Source organism: Pseudomonas putida S13.1.2 (assembly GCF_000498395.2).
Taxonomy (GTDB): domain Bacteria; phylum Pseudomonadota; class Gammaproteobacteria; order Pseudomonadales; family Pseudomonadaceae; genus Aquipseudomonas; species Aquipseudomonas putida_Q.
In genome coordinates this window covers 4,122,139-4,140,215 of sequence record NZ_CP010979.1, presented here as the reverse complement: position 1 = coordinate 4,140,215, position 18,077 = coordinate 4,122,139, and the positions used below count along the sequence as shown (strand labels likewise).

The following is an 18,077-nucleotide window of genomic DNA, read 5'->3' as shown; positions in this document are numbered from 1 at the left end:
GCCACCTGTGCAAGGCTGTTGAACTGGCCCTTCAAGTGAATTTCACAACAATACTCCAGTACCCGACCGGGAACTGCAAAAGGAGAAGGTCATGCTCGAACTCGCCAAGGAGCAGATAGCCATGGGCCAGACGGCCGCCGACAAGGCCGAGGTGTTGCGCCTGCTGGCGGACCGGCTGGTTGCTGATGGCCTTGTCGCACAGGGGTACCTGCAAGGGCTGCAGGACCGCGAGGCGCAAGGCTCCACCTTCCTTGGCCAGGGCATCGCCATCCCCCATGGCACCCCGCAAACCCGTGACCTGGTGTATGCCACCGGCGTGCGCCTGCTGCAGTTTCCCGAAGGTGTGGACTGGGGCGATGGGCAAATGGTCTACCTGGCCATCGGTATCGCCGCCCGTTCCGACGAACACCTGCGCTTGCTGCAACTGCTGACCCGCGCTTTGGGCGAAACCGACCTGGCCGAAGCGCTGCGCCGTGCCAGTTCCGCCGAAGCGCTGCTCAAGCTGCTGCAAGGCGCGCCCCAAGAGCTGGCGCTGGATGCGCAACTGGTCGGCCTGAACCTGCCGGCTGAAGACTTCGACGAACTGGCCTGGCGTGGTGCCCGCCTGTTGCAGCGTGCCGACTGTGTCGATAGCGGTTTTGCCGCTGTGCTGCAGCAGGCCGAGCCGCTGCCGCTGGGCGAGGGCCTGTGGTGGCTGCACAGCGAGCGCCAGGTGCGCCAGCCGGGCCTGGCCTTTATTACCCCACAGCAGCCCCTGCGTTACCGCGACCAGCCGCTCAATGGCCTGTTCTGCCTGGCCAGCCTTGGCGCTGCTCACCAGGCCCTGCTTGAGCGCCTGTGCGAAGTGCTGATCGAAGGCCGCGGGCAGATGCTCTACCAGGCCACCAGCAGCCGTGCGGTACTGGCAGTGCTGGGCGGCGAGGCGCCAGCGGACTGGCCTAGCGCGCGCATCGTGCTGGCCAACCCGCATGGCCTGCATGCCCGCCCGGCCAAGGTGCTGGCGCAACTGGCGAAAGGCTTCGAAGGGGAAATCCGCATACGCCTGGTCGACAGCGCGCAGCCGGCGGTGTCGGTGAAGAGCCTGAGCAAGCTGCTCAGCCTCGGTGCACGTCGTGGCCAGGCCCTGGAACTGGTGGCCGAGCCGGGTATCGCCGCCGATGCCTTGCCGGTACTGCTGGCCGCTATTGAACAAGGCCTGGGTGAAGAAGTGGAGCCGCTGCCGCAAAGTGTCGAGCCCCTTGCCAGTGTTGCGGCCCAAGTGCTGCAAGCCCCCGCAGCCGGTAGCCGCGTTCAGGGCGTGGGCGCTGCCCCCGGCATTGCCAGTGGCCCTGCCCATGTGTGTGTCGAGCGTGAGTTCGACTACCCCCTGCGGGGTGAATCCTGTGCCCAGGAACGGCACAAGCTGCGCCAGGCCATGGCAACGGTGGACAGTGAGCTGCAGGCCTTGGTACAGCGCAGCGACAAGGCCATTGGCGAAATTTTCGTCACGCACCAGGAAATGCTCGCCGACCCGGCCTTGACCGATGATGTCGAGCAGCGCCTTGCCCAGGGGGAGAGCGCTGCGGCGGCGTGGATGGCTGTGATCGAGGCAGCGGCGCGCCAGCAAGAGGCGTTGCACGATGCCCTGCTGGCCGAGCGCGCCGCTGACTTGCGCGACATCGGCCGCCGCGTACTGGCGCAGTTGTGCGGTGTGCACGCCCAGGCTGAGCCCGAGCAACCCTACGTACTGGTGATGACCGAAGTCGGCCCGTCCGATGTCGCCCGGCTGGACCCAAGCCGGGTCGCCGGTATCGTCACTGCCCAGGGTGGCGCCACTGCACACAGCGCCATCGTCGCCCGTGCCTTGGGCATCCCGGCTGTGGTGGGCGCAGGGGCGGCGATCCTGCTGCTGGAAGCGGGCACCCCGTTGCTGCTTGATGGCCAGCGCGGCGTGGTCAGCGTGGCGCCGGCGCAGGATGAATTGCAACGCGCCCTGGCCGAACGTGATGCGCGCGAACAGCGTTTGCAGGCCGCCTGGGCCAACCGTTTCGAACCGGCCGTCACCCGGGATGGCCACGCCGTGGAAGTGTTCGCCAACATTGGCGAGAGCAGCGGTATCGCCAAAGTGGTGGAGCAGGGCGCCGAAGGTGTCGGCTTGCTGCGCACCGAACTGATTTTCATGGCCCACCCCCAGGCCCCGGACGTTGCCACCCAGGAGGCCGAGTACCGTCGTGTGCTCGATGGCCTGGACGGGCGGCCGCTGGTGGTGCGCACCCTCGATGTTGGCGGCGACAAGCCGCTGCCGTACTGGCCGATCACCGCCGAGGAAAACCCCTTCCTAGGCGTGCGTGGCGTACGCCTGACCTTGCAACGCCCGCAAGTGATGGAAGACCAGCTGCGCGCCTTGCTCAGGGCTGCCGACCAGCGCCCGCTGCGCATCATGTTCCCGATGGTGGGCCAGGTGCATGAGTGGCGCGAGGCGCGGGCCATGGTCGAGCGCCTGCGTGCAGAAATCCCGGTGGCCGACCTGCAACTGGGCATCATGGTCGAGGTGCCTTCGGCGGCCCTGCTGGCCGCGCAACTGGCCCGCGAAGTGGACTTCTTCAGTATCGGCACCAACGACCTGACCCAATACACCCTGGCCATCGACCGTGGCCACCCCAGCCTTTCGGCCCAGGCCGACGGCCTGCACCCGGCGGTATTGAGCCTGATCGACATGACCGTGCGCGCCGCCCATGCCCACGGCAAGTGGGTGGGTGTATGCGGCGAGCTGGCGGCCGATCCGCAGGCAGTACCTGTGCTGCTGGGGCTGGACGTGGACGAACTCAGCGTCTCCGCGCGCAGCATCGCCGAAGTCAAGGCCCTGGTGCGCCAGGCCGATCATCAGACGGCCCGCGCCCTGGCGCGCGAGGCCCTGCAACAAGACAGCGCCGCAGCGGTTCGCGCGCTGGTGGAGCGTTACTGAATGGCCAAGATCCTCACCCTCACCCTGAACCCGGCGCTGGATATCACCATCGGCCTCGATACCCTGCGCCCGGGGCAGGTCAACCGCAGCCAGGCCCAACAGAGCCACGCGGCGGGCAAAGGGCTGAACGTTGCCCAGGTATTGGCCGACCTGGGGCACAGCGTGACCGTTGCTGGTTTCCTCGGGCGCGATAACCTGCAGCCGTTCGAGGCGCTGATCGACTGGCGCGGCTTTACCGACTGCTTTGTTCGCGTGCCGGGCGAAACCCGCAGCAACATCAAGCTGGTTGAGGCCGATGGCCGCGTCACGGACATCAATGGCCAAGGCCCGGAGGTCGACGAGGCGGCATGCAGTGCCTTGCTGCAGCGCCTGCAGCAGGTCGCCCCGGGGCACGATGCCGTGGTGGTGGCGGGCAGCCTGCCGCGAGGGATCAGCGCCGACTGGTTCCGCCAGTTACTGGACCGCTTGAAGGCCCTTGGCCTGAAGGTGGCGCTGGACAGCAGCGGCGAAGCCTTGCGCGCCGGCCTGCAAAGCGCGCCCTGGTTGGTAAAACCCAATACCGAAGAGCTTGGCGAAGTGCTGGGCCAGGCTGTGGATAACCCGGCGCAGCAGCGCGCCGCTGCCGCGCAGCTGTTGGCCAGCGGTGTCGAACACGTCGTGGTGTCTGCGGGCGAGCAGGGCGTCAGCTGGTTCGCCCGCGACCTGGCCCTGCATGCCTGCCCGCCCAAGGTAACGATTGCCAGCACGGTAGGGGCGGGGGATTCGCTGGTGGCCGGCATGGTCCATGGCCTGCTGCAGGGCGAGGCCCCTGCGCAGACGCTGGCCCGTGCCACGGCGATTGCCGCCCAGGCCGTCACCCAGGTTGGCTTCGGCATCCGTGACCGTGAGCAGCTGGCGCGACTGGAAGCCGCGGTGCAACTGACAGAACAACAAGAGGGTTGCCGATGAACATTGCCATTGTCACCGCCTGCCCCAACGGCCAGGTGTCGAGTGTGCTGAGCGCGCGCTTGCTGTCTGCCGCTGCCCAGCGGCGCGGCTGGAGCACCAGTGTGGAAGTGCAGGATGCCGGGCACCCCGAGCGGCAACTGAGCGCCGCGCAGATCGCTGAGGCCGACTGGGTGCTGGTGGTCAGCACCGGCCCGGTGGACCTGGCCCGCTTCGTTGGCAAGCGCGTGTACCAGAGCACGCCCGCCCAGGCCCTGGCCGACCGCGAGGGCTTCCTCGACGAAGCGGCGGCCAATGCCCAACTGCTGCTAGCTGCAGCAGGTGCGCCGGCCGAGGTTGGCAGCACGGGCACACGCATCGTTGCGGTCACTGCCTGCCCGACGGGCGTCGCGCACACCTTCATGGCGGCGGAGGCCTTGCAGCAAGCCGCACAGCAAATGGGTTATCAGCTCACGGTCGAGACCCAAGGCTCGGTCGGTGCGCGCAACCCTTTGTCAGCCCAAGCCATCGCTGAAGCGGATGTGGTGCTGCTGGCTGCTGACATTGAAGTGCCGACCGCGCGGTTTGCCGGCAAGCGCATCTACCGATGCGGCACCGGCATTGCACTCAAGCAGGCACCTGCCACCCTGGACAAAGCCCTGGCCGAAGCCAAGGTGGAAAACAGCGCCGATGCCGCAGCGGCGGCCACGACAGCGAAGGGTGAAAAGACCGGTGTGTACAAGCACCTGCTCACCGGCGTGTCGTTCATGCTGCCCATGGTGGTGGCTGGCGGCCTGCTGATTGCCCTGTCGTTCGTGTTCGGCATCGAGGCCTACAAACAGCCGGGCACCTTGCCGGCTGCGTTGATGCAAATCGGCGGGGAGGCTGCGTTCAAGCTAATGGTGCCGCTGCTGGCGGGCTATATCGCCTGGTCCATCGCCGACCGCCCGGGGCTTGCGCCGGGCATGATCGGTGGCCTGCTGGCCAGCACCTTGGGTGCCGGCTTCATCGGTGGCATCGTCGCCGGCTTCATTGCCGGATACAGCGCCAAGGCCATTGCCCGCTGGGCGCGCTTGCCCAGCAGCCTGGAGGCGCTCAAGCCGATCCTGATCATTCCGCTGCTGGCCAGCCTGATCACCGGCCTGGTGATGATCTATGTGGTCGGCCAGCCGGTGGCAGCCATGCTCGAAGGCCTCACGCACTTCCTCGACAGCATGGGCACCACCAATGCCATTCTGCTGGGGCTGTTGCTGGGCGGCATGATGTGTGTCGACCTGGGTGGGCCGATCAACAAGGCCGCCTATGCCTTCTCGGTGGGGCTGCTGGCGTCGTCGAGCTACGCACCGATGGCGGCGACCATGGCCGCCGGCATGGTGCCGCCGATCGGCCTGGGCATCGCCACCTTTCTGGCCCGGCGCAAGTTCGCCCAGAGCGAGCGCGAGGCGGGCAAGGCCGCCTTGGCGCTGGGGCTGTGCTTCATTTCCGAAGGGGCGATCCCGTTTGCTGCCAAAGACCCGCTGCGGGTAATTCCGGCCAGCGTGGTCGGCGGTGCATTGACCGGAGCGTTGTCGATGTACTTCGGTTGCAAGCTGATGGCGCCGCATGGCGGCTTGTTCGTGCTGCTGATCCCCAATGCGATCAACCATGCCTTGCTGTATTTGCTGGCGATCGTGGCGGGTAGCCTGCTGACGGCGGTGGTGTATGCGGTGATCAAGAAGAGCGAGCGGGTAGAGCTGGCCGTGGCGCCAGTGAAAGGCTAGCGACTTCTGTAGCCTTTACTGGCCTCTTCGCGGGCACGCCCGCTCCCACAGGTTCCTGCGCATTTCGAGATCATGCAGACCTGTGGGAGCGGGTTTACCCGCGAAGAGGCCGAAGCAGGTCAACGCCCATGCTTCTTGCGCAACGGCACCAGCAGATCCCCCAGCCCGTTGTGGTCGATTTCATGCATCAACGCCAGCAACCCACCCAGTTCCCCCGTGGGGAAGCCCTTGCGCGCAAACCATGCCAGGTAGTCCCCCGGCAGGTCGGCAATGACGCGCCCCTGGTATTTGCCGAACGGCATGCTGCGGGTCACCAGCAATTCGAGCATTTCCGGCTTCATCTTCGGCGCCCCTGCCTGTGGAAAAGCGCCGACCATACTGCAATCTGCACGAAGCCCCAAGCGGCAATCATGCAGAACGCCGTCATCAGTCGTTCTTCCGTTTTATATAAGTAATTGAATAATAAAGATTTTATTTAATTTGAAAGCGTGGCACGAACGCTGCACCGGTGTAGATGACTATCACCTGCCAAGGAGTTCGACCATGAGCAACCCCAACAAAGACGTGATTGACGTACTCAACGACCTGATCGAATACAGCAAGGATGGCGAGAAAGGTTTCAAAGCCTCGGCCGATGATGTGAAGAATCCCGAGCTGAAAGCGTTCTTCGTTCAGCGTGCCGGTGAATGCGCCAACGCCGCTGGTGAACTGCAAAGCGAAGTGCGCCGCCTGGGCGGCGACCCGGAAACCTCCACCAGCATCAGCGGCGACTTGCATCGCGGCTGGGTCAACCTGAAGTCGCTGGTCACCGGCAAGGACGAAGAAGCGGTGCTGAACGAGGTCGAGCGCGGTGAGGACCACGCCCTCAAGGCCTACAAGGAAGCCCGCGAGAAGCTGGTAAAACTGGGCCGCAGTGCCAGCGACATGACCTATAACCTGGTGGAAAAACAGCTGCAAGGCGTGCAGCGCAACCATGACCAGGTCAAGGCCCTGCGCAACGCCGCCCGCGCCCGTTCCTAGGCGTCAGGCCCCTCTACCTGGTTACGGCCCTTGGCCTTGGCCCGGTAGAGCGCTTCGTCTGCAGCGCCCAGCACGCCGCTCAGGTCGTGCTGGGTGCCGGACACGCCGATGCCGATGCTCACCGTAACCGCGTGGGCATCATCGGCAAACGGTGCCAGCGCTTCGACGCTGGTACGAATGCGCTCGGCTAGCAGTCGCGCGCCTGCAAGATCGGTTTCCGGTAGCACCACCTGAAACTCCTCCCCGCCATATCGAGCAGCCAGATCCGCCGGGCGACGAATACTCGCCTCGATGGTCTTGGCCACCTCACGCAACGCGTGGTCACCACCGGCGTGGCCATGGCGCTGGTTGAACGCCTTGAAGTGGTCCACATCAATCATCAGCACCGCCAGCGGCTTGCCACTGCGTTGGGCGCGCGACCATTCATGGCGCAGCACCTGGTCCAGACGACGACGGTTGGCCAGGCCGGTCAGGCTGTCGGTGGCGGCCAACGTCGCCAGACCCTGCTCAGCGTCCTGGCGGCGGCGCAGTTCGCGGCCTAGCAGCAGGGTTAGCCAGAGAATGCCCACGCACAGCACGCCTGTGGCGACGCTGACCAGGATCGCGGTGCGGCGCCAGGACTGGAACACCTCATCGGCCGGGTGCACCACCAGCACGATCAGCGGCAACTGCGCGACCCGGGCGAAGGTATACATGCGCGGGTTGCCGTCGCTGCCAGAGCGGGCAGTGAAGTTACCGCTTTGTTCGTTGAGGATGCGCTTGAAGTTGGGCCGCTCGGCATAGTTGCTGCCGATCAGCGGGTCCTGCGGGCGCGATGGCTGCCGCGCAAGGAGCTGCCCGTCGGTATTGAACAGGTTGATGCTGCTGTCGTCCCCAATGTCCAGGCGCTGGAACAGCTCACTGAAGTACGACAGGCGCAATGCGCCTGCTGCCAGCCCGGCAAACTCGCCATCGGGGCCGGAGATGCGCCGGCTGAAGCTGATACACCAGTCCAGGTCGCCGAGCTTGGCCTTGAATGGCGGGCCTACCAGCAAGCCAAGGTTGGGGTTGCCCTGATGAGCCTTGAACACCCCGGTATCACTGAAGTTGGCCTTGCGTGGCACACTGCTGGTGGAGTCGCCCACCACATTGCCTTGCTTGTCCAGCCATAGCACGTCACCGCGTTTGCGGTCGACGAAGGCTTCATTGAACAGCAGGCGTTGGCGCAGCGGGCCGGGTATTTCCGGCAGCTCCTTGCGCCCCACGGCCCAGATCAGGCCCTGCAGTGACTGGTCGTAGAGTTCGGCGTTGCGCAGGATGTCGCTTTCGATCAGCTGGACGATGTTGTTGGACGAGCGAATCGCCGACAGTTCGACGCTGTCACGTTCACGCGCCAGCAAGAAGCTGACGATGGCCACGATGGCGAGCACGGCAAGGCAACTGCCCAGGTTGAGGGTCAGCTCGGGGTGCGACCTGAGAAATGCGAAACGCGGTAATCGGGTGGGCATGCTCGCTACTGCGTGGGCAGGGCCATTCGCGGCGGCGACATTCTAGGGAAGCCGTGATTGTCGAACAAGATTTGTCCGACGGAATCACGTGGCGTGATGCGGGTCTTCGCTGTTGTAGGAGCGGCCTTGTGTCGCGGTGGGCCGCAAAGCGGCCCCGGCGATATCTGCGGCGAAGCTGAAAACCTGGGGGCGCTGCGCGCCCCTTTCGCGACACAAGGCCGCTCCTACAGATCAGAACACGTTCAGCGGGTAGTCGACGATCACCCGCACTTCGTCGTTGTCGCTGTTGCTGTCGATCGACGCATAACCCTGGCTGCCACGGTGGGTGGCGTAGCGCACCAGTACCGACAGGTCCTTGAGGTCACCCTCCTGGAACACGTACTTCACGTCGAGGTCACGTTCCCAGTGCGTGGCGTTCTTGCCATCTTCACGGTAGTAGTCGTAGTGACTGGTGTCCTGCGTGGCCTTGGTCAGGTCGGCCTCACCGCGTGAGTACGACAGCGAGGTGGTCAGGCCAGGCACGCCGACACCGGCGAAGTCATAGTCGTACTGCAGCTTCCACGAGCGCTCGTTTGGCGCGTTGAAGTCCGAGTACATGCGCGAGTTGTCCAGGTACACGCTGTCGCCCAGGTTGATGTAGTCGAATGGCGTGTTGCCATTGACCCGCTGGTAGGCGGCGGTGACGCTGTGAAAACCTGCGTTGACGGTGAAGTGCACGCTGTAGGTGTTGTTGTCGATCTTGCCCAGCAGGGCCTGGCCGGTGTCCTGGGTGTGGTAGAAGTGCACGCCCGGGTTCAGGCTGACCAGGTCGTTGACCACGTAGGTGTAGTCAAAGTCAGCGTAGTACTGGTTCCAGATGTCCTTCAGCTCGGCGGCGTAAAGGTTGGTGGTGATGTTTTCGGTACCGCTCCACGACGCGCCGGCCCAGTTCAGGTGCTTGCTTTTGTCGTGCTCGTCCAGCGACCCATAGTAGGTGTCGATGCGGCGGTGGCCGCTCTGGTTGTACGGGTGGGTGAAGCTCACCTGGCCGCCTTCGAGCAGCAGGCCGTCGATGCTGGTGTTGGTCAGGCTCACACCACGGAAGGTCTGCGGCAGCATGCGGGTTTCGCCGCCAGCGATCACCGGGTTGGTGAGGAACAGGTCGCCGGCTTTCAGCTCGGTGTCGAAAGCCTTGAGTTTGATCGCAGCGCCAGCAGTGGAGAACGAGTGCGGGGCAGCACCCAGTTCGCCGTCGTCCTTGATGTGCTCGGGCAGGATGCTGGTGCCGGCATGGCCGCCACCGCCGTCCAGCTTGAGGCCCAGCATGGCATGCGCATCCAGGCCAAAGCCGATCACGCCTGGGGTGTAGCCCGACTCGAAGCGCGCAACAGCGCCCTGGCCCCACTCGCGGGTGTCACGCACGCCGGCGTTGTGGTTGTCGCGGTTGAAGTAGGCATTACGAAAGTGCAGGTTGAAGGACGACCCTTCGATGAAGCCATCAGCCTTGTCTTCATCTGCCTGGGCGGCGAAAGGGATCGTTGCAGTCAACGCAATGAACAGCGGGGTAAAACGGAACGCGGAAGGCACCGGTACTAGCTCCTTTGGTCTGACGGTGGGGCAGTTTTTATTTTTGAATGTGCGTCTTTTTTTAGGTAGACGTTACAGCCGGGCTGAGCGTTAAAGCACATAAAAAAAGCCGCTGATCGGCAGCGGCTTTAAAAGGCTAACATATCGGCACCGGTGGTGCCCATGGCGTAGCCAAGGGAAATCGGGAGCAGCAACAGCGTTTGATCAGCTGTCGGCGTTGGCATCGACAGAAACTTTGGAAGCTGTCTGTTTTGCGTCTTTGGCGGCGTCGGCCTTGTTTGCAGCTACCGCGTCGCGGGCGTCTTGATGGACGGCGGCGAGCTCTGCATTACGGGTGACGAAAGCGCTGGATTCTTCGGCCATGGCCAGGGGCGACAACAACAGGGAAGACAGAACGAAGACGCTGGCAATACCCATACTGTTGGACATTTGAAACTACCTTCTTGCGGTGCAAGTGCTAATGAGGACGGGGGTAAAGTTAGTCCTTTCAATGCACTTGAAACAGAGCGAAGTGCGATAAGCACTGTTGCGCAAAAGGTAACGATCCCAGAGAAAGCAATAGGACTTTGGCCGTAAAACCCCGCGCTAGACGCGTTACGCGTTCTTTGTGGGAGCGGGCGAGCCCGCGAAGCAGGCAGCGCGGTGTATGGCACGGGCTTGCCCGCTTGTATGGTTAGACTTGAAGGGGTGGTGGGACTAAATGCCCGATTCTGACTGTTCACAGCAGTACAGACCGTGGGAGACATCGCCCCACCCCTTCCACCAAAGCGTCGATAAAGAATGCATCGTTTGCAAACGACGATAGAAGCAAGCCAGCGCCTCTTGGTGAAACCCCTTCAAGCCAAAAAACCATAACGTGAGGAGGCTCCCGTGGCAATGCAGGTTGGCAAATTGATCGTGGGTGCGGATGTCGCGAAAGCAGAGTTAGTGCTTCATCACGATGATCGCGATGAGATCATCAAGGTGAAAAATACCAAACCGGAAATCAAGAAATGGCTGAAGCAACAGCCTCTCAACACGGCAATTGCTGTTGAGGCGACCAATGTTACCACCTGGACTTGGTTGAGCTGGCCCATAGCCTGGGTTTCGAGGTCTATGTCATTGATGGATTCCAACTGAGCAACTACCGCAAAAGCGTGGGTGTGCGGGTAAAAACGGACCCCTCTGATGCTCGGTTGTTATCCCGATTTTTGAAAAACGAGGGGGAAGACCTCCGCCCTTGGACTCCCCCTCCCGCCGTCTACGGCAAGCTTCAGAGCCTTCTGCGACGCCGAGCGGCCTTGGTGACTGCCCGCACGGCGATGACTCAGAGCTGGGCTAATGAAGCCCTCTTGAAAGCCGCCTTCCAAACCTTTGTAAAATCGATAGACCGGCTGGATTTGTTGATCCAAAAGAAAATTAAAGAAGTGCTGCGCGAAGCTGGGCTGCACGAGCAAGTTGCTCGCTGCCAAGCGGTAGAGGGCATTGGGTTTCTCACCGCCACTGCCTTGGTAATGGCCTTTATGCGGGGCGAGTTCAAGAGCAGTGATTCGTACATTGCATTCCTGGGAATGGATCTACGAGTGATTGATTCTGGGCAGAAGAATGGACGTCGCCGCCTGACCAAGCGAGGCTGCTCAGAAATCCGTCGTCTGTTGCATAACGCGGCGATGTCAGCCAGCCGGACGGCCACTTGGAAAGGGATCTACGAACAACATCGCAATGCGGGTAAAGCAACAACCCAGGCGTTGGTAATCCTGGCTAGAAAGCTTGCACGAGTGGCATTCGCCCTGATGAAGAATCAGGACGAATATGTCTCCAAAGGTGGGAAACCGGCTTGCTGAAAACCATAGAATCTCCCACAGGGGGGGTGGCGCGTCGACAGTCAGGTATGGATCGGCAACTGGATACCGAAGGTATTGACCCCGGCCCCACTGCGCACAAACACCGCCCCCCCATGCATCCGCGCAATCGCCTTGACGATCGCCAACCCCAACCCATGGTTGCCCCCACCACTGTTGCTGCGCGCCGCATCCACCCGATAGAAGCGTTCGAACAGCAACGGCAGGTGCTCATCGTCAATCGCCGGCCCTGGGTTGCTCACCGCGATGCTGACCTGATCTGGCCCGGCAGCGATCTGCACCTGGATCACCTGGTGCGGCGCGGTGTGCTGCACGGCGTTGTTCAGCAGGTTGATCAGCGCCCGGCGCAGTTGGGCCTTTTCGATGGGCGCCTGGGCGTCGCCGATCACGCTCACGCTGACCTGGGCGTCTTCGAGGATGTAGTCCAGGTAATCGAGGGTGGTTGCCACTTCTTCGGCTAGCGAGGCCTGGGTCAGGGCGGTGGCCTTGCTGCCTTGGTCGGCGCTGGCCAGGAACAGCATGTCGTTGATGATGCTGCGCAGGCGCTCCAGCTCTTCCAGGTTCGATTGCAGCACTTCGAAGTAATGCTCGGCACTGCGGCCGCGGGTCAGCGCTACCTGGGTCTGGCCGATCAGGTTGGTCAGCGGCGAGCGCAGCTCGTGGGCGACGTCGGCGTTGAAGGCTTCCAGCCGTGAGTAGGCCTGGCTGACCCGGTCGAGCGCGGCGTTGAAGGCGCCCGCGAACTGTGCCAGCTCCGGGGCCAGGGCGTGGGTTTGCAAACGCCCGTCCAGGCGTGGCGGGGCCAGGGCCTGGGCCTCGTTTGACAACGCCAGCAGCGGGCGCAGGCCAATGCGCGCCACCCAGTAGCCCAGTACTGAAGCCAGCAGCACGCCAAGTACTGCCAGCCCGACAATCGCCACCAGCAGGCTGTGCTGGGCCTGCCAGAAGGTTTCGGTGTCGATGCCGATCAGAAAGCGCAGCGCTGGCCGCTCGCCCAGCGCCGGCAGCTCACTGACCAGCACCTTGTACGGGTAGGGCCGGTCGGGCAAGTGCAGGTCGCGCATACCCTGCGGGCCTTCGGCGAAGGCACGTACCAGCTCGCTGGGGTGGCCGTATTCGTAGGCCGGATTGCTGCTGACCACCCAGAAGCGGATGCGCTTGTCTTCTTCGCTGAGCAGGTTGAGCTTGTTGTTGATCTTCGCCCAGTGTTCCTGCGTGCCGAAGCGGTTGAGGGTGGATTCGAGCACGCTGAAGCGTGCATCCAGTTCGGCCTGCGGCAGCAGGTCCAGGCTGCGGTCGACCTGGCGATACAGCGCCGAGCCGATCAGCAGGAACACCCCCAGCGCCACCAGAATGAACAGCGCCGACAGGCGCAGGGCGATGGAATTACCCCGCACGGTTTTCCAGGACATAGCCCATGCCTCGGATGGTGTGCAGCAACTTGTTGTCGAAGGGCCCGTCGAGCTTGGCGCGCAGGCGTTTGATCGCCACTTCCACGACGTTGGCATCGCTGTCGAAGTTGATGTCCCAGACCAGCTCGGCAATCGCCGTCTTCGACAGGATTTCACCCTGCCGACGGGCCAGCACGCTAAGCAGCGAGAACTCTTTGGCAGTCAGGTCCAGACGCTGGCCGGCGCGGGTGGCCTTGCGCGCCATCAGGTCGATCCACAGGTCTGCCACCTGCACCTGCAAGGGTTCATGGCTGCTGCTGCGACGGGTCAGGGCCTGCAGGCGGGCGACCAGTTCGAGGAACGAGAACGGCTTGCCCAGGTAGTCGTCGGCGCCTTCGCGCAGGCCATGAATGCGATCTTCGACCCGCTCGCGGGCGGTCAGCATGATCACCGGCGTCTGCTTGCGCGCGCGCAAGGCGCGCAGCACGCCATAGCCGTCCAGACCAGGCAGCATCACATCCAGCACGATCACTGCGTAGTCGCCCTCCAGGGCCAGGTGCAGGCCATCGATGCCGTCCCGTGCCAGGTCAACGGTAAAGCCCTGTTCGCTCAGGCCGCGATGCAGGTAGTCGGCGGTTTTTTCTTCGTCTTCGATGATCAGCACACGCATGGTCTTGTCCTAGCTGGCACTTGGCGCTGCCGTACGGGCAGCCTGGCGGCGGTGGAACAGGCGCTCCAGGGCCAAGTATATGACCGGGGTGGTGAACAGCGTCAGGGCCTGGCTCACCAGCAGGCCACCCACCACCGCAATGCCCAGTGGCTGGCGCAGTTCGGCGCCGGTGCCAAAGCCGAACATCAGCGGCACTGCGCCCAGCAACGCGGCCAGGGTAGTCATGATGATCGGGCGGAAGCGCACCAGGCAGGCCTGGCGTATCGCCTGCTCGGGCGTCATGCCGTGGTGGCGCTGGGCCTCGAGGGCGAAGTCGATGAGCAGGATGCCATTCTTCTTGACGATGCCGATCAGCAGCACTATGCCGATCAGCCCCATGATGCTGAAGTCCTGCCCGCTGGCCCACAGCAGGATGATCGCGCCCAGGCCCGCAGAGGGCAGGGTGGAGATAATGGTCAGCGGGTGGACGAAGCTCTCGTAGAGCACGCCAAGGATGATATACACCGCCACCAGCGCGGCGAGGATCAGGTAGGGCTGGCTCGACAGCGAGCTCTGGAACGCCTGGGCGGCGCCCTGGAAATTGCCGGTGATCGAGTCGGGCATGCCCAGCTCGCGCTGCGCACGCTCCAGGATCTGCACCGCATCACCCAAGGCCACGCCGGGCGCCAGGTTGAACGACAGGTTGGCGGCCGGGAACAGGCCGTCATGGCTGATCGACAGCGGCCCGGTGCTTGGCGCGGCCACATGCGCCAGGGCCGACAGCGGCACCATCTCGTTGGTCAGGGGCGAGCGCAGGTAGAAGAAATTGAGGCTTTCAGCCTTGCCACGCTGTTGCGCGTCCAGTTCGAGGATGACCTTGTACTGGTTGGTCTCGGTCTGGAATTCGCTGATCTGGCGCTGGCCGAAGGCATCGTACAAGGCCTGGTCGACGTCGGTGGTGGTCAGGCCGAAACGCGCCGCAGCCTGGCGGTCGATATCGATGCGGGTGACGCTGGCGCCCAGTTGCAGGTCATTGGACAGGTCGCGCAGCGCCGGGTTTTCGCGCAGGCGGTCGGTCAGGCGCTGGGTCCACAGGTTGAGCGCGACCCCGTCATTGCTCTTGAGCACGTACTGGTACTGGGTGCGTGACGGGCCGGAGCTGAGGTTGATGTCCTGGCCGGCGCGCATGTACAGGACGATGCCCGGCACCTGGGCGAGTTTCGGGCGGAGCCGGTCGATCCATTCGCTGGCCGAGACGTCGCGCTCGCCGCGGGGCTTGAGCGAGATCCAGAAACGGCCGTTGGCAATGGTCTGGTTGCTGCCTGTCACCCCCACCGAGTGCGAATAGGCGCGCACTGCCGGATCGTCACCGATGATCTTCGCCAGCGCCAGGTGCTTCTCGATCATCGACGGGTAGGACACATCCGCCGCTGCCTCGGTGGTGCCAAGGATGAAGCCGGTGTCCTGCAGCGGGAAGAAACCTTTGGGGATACCCACGTAGCCGGCCACGGCCAGCGCCAGGGTAATGCCGAACACCCCCAGGGTGATCCGCCGGTGGGCCAGCGCGCGGTCCAGGCCTTTTTCGTACCAGCCCAGCAGGCGCTGGCCGAAACCGCCCTGGTGGTCGCCGGGTGGGCGGCGCATGAACAGCGCCGAAAGGGTGGGGGCCAAGGTCAGCGATACCACCACCGAAATCAGGATGGTCGCCGTGGCGGTCAGGGCGAACTCCTTGAACAGCCGGCCCACCACACCGCCCATGAACAGCAGCGGAATGAACGCGGCGATCAGCGAGAAACTGATCGACACCACGGTGAAACCGATCTCGCCGGCGCCTTTGAGCGCCGCGGTGCGGCTATCGTCGCCGGCTTCCAGGTGGCGATGGATGTTTTCCACCACGACGATCGCGTCATCGACCACGAAACCGACGGCAATGACGATGGCCACCAGGGTCAGGTTGTTGAGGCTGAAACCGAACACGTACATCAGCGCGCAGGTGGCGATCAGCGAGACGCCGAGCACGCTGGAGACAATGAAGGTGGCCGACCACTGACGCAGGAACAGCGCCATTACCCCGATCACCAGCGCTACCGCGATCATCATGGTCAGCTCGACTTCGTGCAGCGAGCTGCGGATGGTCTGGGTGCGGTCCTGCAGCACCGACACTTCAACCGAGGCCGGCAGCATTTCCTGCAGGCGCGGCAAGGCGTCGAGCACCCGGTCCACGGTGTCGACGATATTGGCGCCCGGCTGGCGGAAGATCACCAGGTTAAGCCCCGGCTGATTGCCCGACCAGGCCCTTACATACGCGTTCTCGGCACCGTTGATGACCTTGGCCACGTCCTTCAGGTGCACCGGGGCGCCGTTGCGGTAGCTGACGATCAGCTGCGCATAGTCTTCGGGGTGAAACAGCTGGTCGTTGGCGGCGATGGTCGACACGCTGTGCTCGCCGTACAGCGCGCCTTTGGCCAGGTTCAGGCTGGTCTGCTGGATGGCCAGGCGCACGTCGGCCAGGGTCAGGCCGATGGCCGCGAGTTTCTCGGGTTGTGCCTGCACCCGTATGGCTGGGCGCAGCTGGCCGGTGATGTTGATCAGGCCCACCCCGTCGATCTGGCTGAGCTGGCGGGCCAAGAGGGTTTCGGCGTAGTCGCTGAGCTCGTTGCCGGGCATCTGTGCAGAGCTGACGGTGAGGATAACCACCGGGCTGTCGGCCGGGTTGACCTTGCGCCAGGTGGGCGGGCTGGGCAGGTCCTGGGGCAGGCGGGCGGTGGCGGTGTTGATCGCCGCCTGCACTTCCTGGGCGGCGGTGTCGATGTTCTTGTCGAGGGTGAACTGCAGGATCAGCGTGGTCGAGCCCAGCGCACTGCTGCTGGTCATCTGGGTCATGCCGGGGATGGCGCTGAACTGCACCTCCAGCGGCGTGGCCACCGACGAGGCCATGGTTTCCGGGCTGGCACCGGGCAGCTGGGCGGTGACCTGGATGGTCGGGAAGTCGGCCTCGGGCAGCGGCGCCACGGGCAGCCGCGGGAAGGCGATGGCGCCCAGCAGCACCAGGGCGAAGGTCAGCAGCAGGGTGGCGATGGGGTGGTCGATGCACCAGGCCGAGACGCCATTGCGGGTGTTCATGGCTGGCTCCTGCGGTCGGCCATCTCGGCAGGCGCCGGGGCATCAGGGGTGATCTCGACCCTGGAGCCGGGTTTGAGGCGCGACTGGCCGTCGAGCACCAGCTGGTCACCGGCCTTGACCCCGGCGACAATGTTCAGCGTGCTGTCCTGGTACAGCACCTTGACCGGCACGCTGGTGACCTTGTCGCCGTCGACGCGGTAGACGAAGTGGCCATCGATGCTGCGTTGCACCACCGGGGGCGGTACCACCAGGGCGTCTTCGTCCATTGCCGTGCGCAACCGTACGGTGACCAGTTGCCCCGGCCACAGCAGGCCGTCCTTGTTGTCGAATTCGGCCTTGACCCGCACGGTGCCGGTGTTGGCCGAAATCTGGTTGTCGATCAGCGCAAGGTGGCCTGTGCCCAGCAGGTTGCGCTCGCCATCGGCATCCATGTAGGCCTCGACCAGCGCTGGGGTTTGCGCCTTCAGCAGGCCTTGCAGGGTCGGCAGCATCTGTTGCGGCAGCGAGAACTCCACGGCGATCGGGTCGATCTGGGTCACGCTGAACAGCCCTTGGGTGTCGCTGGTGCGCACCAGGTTGCCGGGGTCGATATTGCGGATGCCGACGCGCCCGGTCACCGGTGAATGAATCTGTGTGTAGGAGAGTTGCACCTGGGCGTTGGCGATGGCCGCCTGGTTGCCCTTGACCGTGGCCTGCAACTGGTTGACCAGTGCCTGTTGCTGGTCGAGGGTTTGCTTGGACACGCCGTCATCGCTGCTGAGCAGGCGGTAGCGCTTGAGGTCGACGCCGGCCACCTGGATCTGTGCCTGGCTCTGGCCAAGTTGTGCGCGGGCCTGGTCAAGGCTGGCGCGGATGCTGCGGTCGTCGAGGGTGGCGAGCAGGTCGCCTTGCTTGACCCATTGGCCTTCCTTGACCAGCACTTGAGTGAGTATCCCCTCCACTTGTGGCCTGACCTCGACGCTGTGCAGCGACAACACCGAGCCGATGGCGCTGGCATAGCGTGGCACGTCCTGCTGGGCGACGCTGACCACGCGTACCGGTATGGCGGTTTGCGCGCGAGTAGCCGGTGCGGGTTGGCGCTGGCTGAACCAGATGCCTGCTACCACCAGGGCCAGGAGCGCCAGGGCGGCGAGGAAGGCAGAGCGGGAGGGACGTCGCATCGGAGCGGGCACCTTGGCCAGAAGAGTAGGAAACGGTTGTCTGCACTCAATCTTATAGCCCCCGAACCGGGTCGGCAGCGTGACGGCTGGCTGACAGCGCTGTCAGTTTCGCGTGCCGCAGAATGCGATCCCGTGTAGGAGCGGCCTTGTGTCGCGATCGGGCCGCGAAGCGGCCCCGGCAATCTATGTGGTAACGCCGAAATCCGGGGGCT

12 protein-coding genes and 1 pseudogene are annotated in these 18,077 nt (G+C 64.0%); 5 read left to right on the top strand and 8 right to left on the bottom strand.

Annotation, left to right across the window (positions count from 1 at the left end):
- Nucleotides 1-91 precede the first annotated feature (91 nt).
- From ptsP to N805_RS18230, 3 genes are read left to right on the top strand one after another with little or no spacing between them, the layout of a single operon-like run.
- On the top strand, nt 92-2,944 hold the full coding sequence (gene ptsP / locus N805_RS18240) for a phosphoenolpyruvate--protein phosphotransferase (protein WP_019470389.1): 2,853 nt from the start codon (nt 92-94) through the stop codon (nt 2,942-2,944).
- Nucleotides 2,945-3,892 carry a 1-phosphofructokinase gene (pfkB, locus tag N805_RS18235; RefSeq protein WP_019470388.1) on the top strand — a complete coding sequence of 316 codons (948 nt, stop codon included), beginning with the start codon at nt 2,945-2,947 and terminating at the stop codon, nt 3,890-3,892. It begins immediately after the preceding gene.
- On the top strand, nt 3,889-5,628 hold the full coding sequence (locus N805_RS18230; protein ID WP_019470387.1) for a PTS fructose-like transporter subunit IIB: 1,740 nt from the start codon (nt 3,889-3,891) through the stop codon (nt 5,626-5,628). The genes pfkB and N805_RS18230 overlap by 4 nt, the downstream gene beginning before the upstream one ends.
- A 119-nt stretch (nt 5,629-5,747) precedes the next feature.
- Here the strand turns inward: N805_RS18230 and N805_RS18225 are convergent, their stop codons facing one another.
- Nucleotides 5,748-5,969: a DUF3820 family protein gene (locus N805_RS18225; protein ID WP_019470386.1), complete on the bottom strand. Its 222-nt coding sequence runs from the start codon at nt 5,967-5,969 to the stop codon at nt 5,748-5,750.
- A gap of 202 nt (nt 5,970-6,171) precedes the next feature.
- Between N805_RS18225 and N805_RS18220 the strand changes: the two genes are divergently transcribed.
- Entirely contained in the window at nt 6,172-6,648 is a 477-nt protein-coding gene (locus N805_RS18220) for a ferritin-like domain-containing protein (protein WP_019470385.1), read from the top strand.
- Here N805_RS18220 and N805_RS18215 read toward each other — a convergent pair.
- From N805_RS18215 to N805_RS18205, 3 genes are all read right to left on the bottom strand, one after another.
- A complete protein-coding gene (locus tag N805_RS18215) occupies nt 6,645-8,135 on the bottom strand; it encodes a sensor domain-containing diguanylate cyclase (RefSeq protein WP_019470384.1) in 1,491 nt (496 codons plus the stop codon). The genes N805_RS18220 and N805_RS18215 overlap by 4 nt on opposite strands.
- A gap of 231 nt (nt 8,136-8,366) precedes the next feature.
- Nucleotides 8,367-9,701, bottom strand: coding sequence for an OprD family porin (locus N805_RS18210; protein ID WP_019470383.1), 1,335 nt, complete (start codon nt 9,699-9,701; stop codon nt 8,367-8,369).
- Between the two features lie 204 nt (nt 9,702-9,905).
- Nucleotides 9,906-10,130, bottom strand: coding sequence for a hypothetical protein (locus N805_RS18205; RefSeq protein ID WP_019470382.1), 225 nt, complete (start codon nt 10,128-10,130; stop codon nt 9,906-9,908).
- A 441-nt stretch (nt 10,131-10,571) separates the two neighbouring features.
- Between N805_RS18205 and N805_RS18200 the strand changes: the two are divergent.
- Nucleotides 10,572-11,524: pseudogene (locus tag N805_RS18200) on the top strand (IS110 family transposase).
- Nucleotides 11,525-11,565: 41 nt separating this feature from the next.
- Here the strand turns inward: N805_RS18200 and N805_RS18195 are convergent.
- Genes N805_RS18195 through N805_RS18180 form a run of 4 tightly spaced genes read right to left on the bottom strand, consistent with a single transcriptional unit; the run spans nt 11,566 to nt 17,865 of the window.
- The gene (locus N805_RS18195; protein WP_028614150.1) at nt 11,566-12,954 is read right to left on the bottom strand and encodes a heavy metal sensor histidine kinase; all 1,389 of its coding nucleotides are present in this window, start codon (nt 12,952-12,954) and stop codon (nt 11,566-11,568) included.
- Nucleotides 12,929-13,603, bottom strand: coding sequence for a heavy metal response regulator transcription factor (locus N805_RS18190; RefSeq protein ID WP_012270545.1), 675 nt, complete (start codon nt 13,601-13,603; stop codon nt 12,929-12,931). The genes N805_RS18195 and N805_RS18190 overlap by 26 nt, the downstream gene beginning before the upstream one ends.
- Before the next feature lie 9 nt (nt 13,604-13,612).
- Nucleotides 13,613-16,705: a multidrug efflux RND transporter permease subunit gene (locus tag N805_RS18185; protein ID WP_028614151.1), complete on the bottom strand. Its 3,093-nt coding sequence runs from the start codon at nt 16,703-16,705 to the stop codon at nt 13,613-13,615.
- The gene (locus N805_RS18180) at nt 16,702-17,865 is read right to left on the bottom strand and encodes an efflux RND transporter periplasmic adaptor subunit (protein WP_028614152.1); all 1,164 of its coding nucleotides are present in this window, start codon (nt 17,863-17,865) and stop codon (nt 16,702-16,704) included. Before N805_RS18180 ends, N805_RS18185 begins: the two co-directional genes overlap by 4 nt.
- Nucleotides 17,866-18,077: the final 212 nt, after the last annotated feature.

Coding starts and splice junctions, on each gene's coding strand:
- ptsP (WP_019470389.1), top strand. CDS start 92: ATGCTCGAACTCGCCAAGGAGCAGATAGCCATGGGCCAGACGGCCGCC.
- pfkB (WP_019470388.1), top strand. CDS start 2,945: ATGGCCAAGATCCTCACCCTCACCCTGAACCCGGCGCTGGATATCACC.
- N805_RS18230 (WP_019470387.1), top strand. CDS start 3,889: ATGAACATTGCCATTGTCACCGCCTGCCCCAACGGCCAGGTGTCGAGT.
- N805_RS18225 (WP_019470386.1), bottom strand. CDS start 5,969: ATGAAGCCGGAAATGCTCGAATTGCTGGTGACCCGCAGCATGCCGTTC.
- N805_RS18220 (WP_019470385.1), top strand. CDS start 6,172: ATGAGCAACCCCAACAAAGACGTGATTGACGTACTCAACGACCTGATC.
- N805_RS18215 (WP_019470384.1), bottom strand. CDS start 8,135: ATGCCCACCCGATTACCGCGTTTCGCATTTCTCAGGTCGCACCCCGAG.
- N805_RS18205 (WP_019470382.1), bottom strand. CDS start 10,130: ATGTCCAACAGTATGGGTATTGCCAGCGTCTTCGTTCTGTCTTCCCTG.
- N805_RS18195 (WP_028614150.1), bottom strand. CDS start 12,954: ATGTCCTGGAAAACCGTGCGGGGTAATTCCATCGCCCTGCGCCTGTCG.
- N805_RS18190 (WP_012270545.1), bottom strand. CDS start 13,603: ATGCGTGTGCTGATCATCGAAGACGAAGAAAAAACCGCCGACTACCTG.
- N805_RS18185 (WP_028614151.1), bottom strand. CDS start 16,705: ATGAACACCCGCAATGGCGTCTCGGCCTGGTGCATCGACCACCCCATC.
- N805_RS18180 (WP_028614152.1), bottom strand. CDS start 17,865: ATGCGACGTCCCTCCCGCTCTGCCTTCCTCGCCGCCCTGGCGCTCCTG.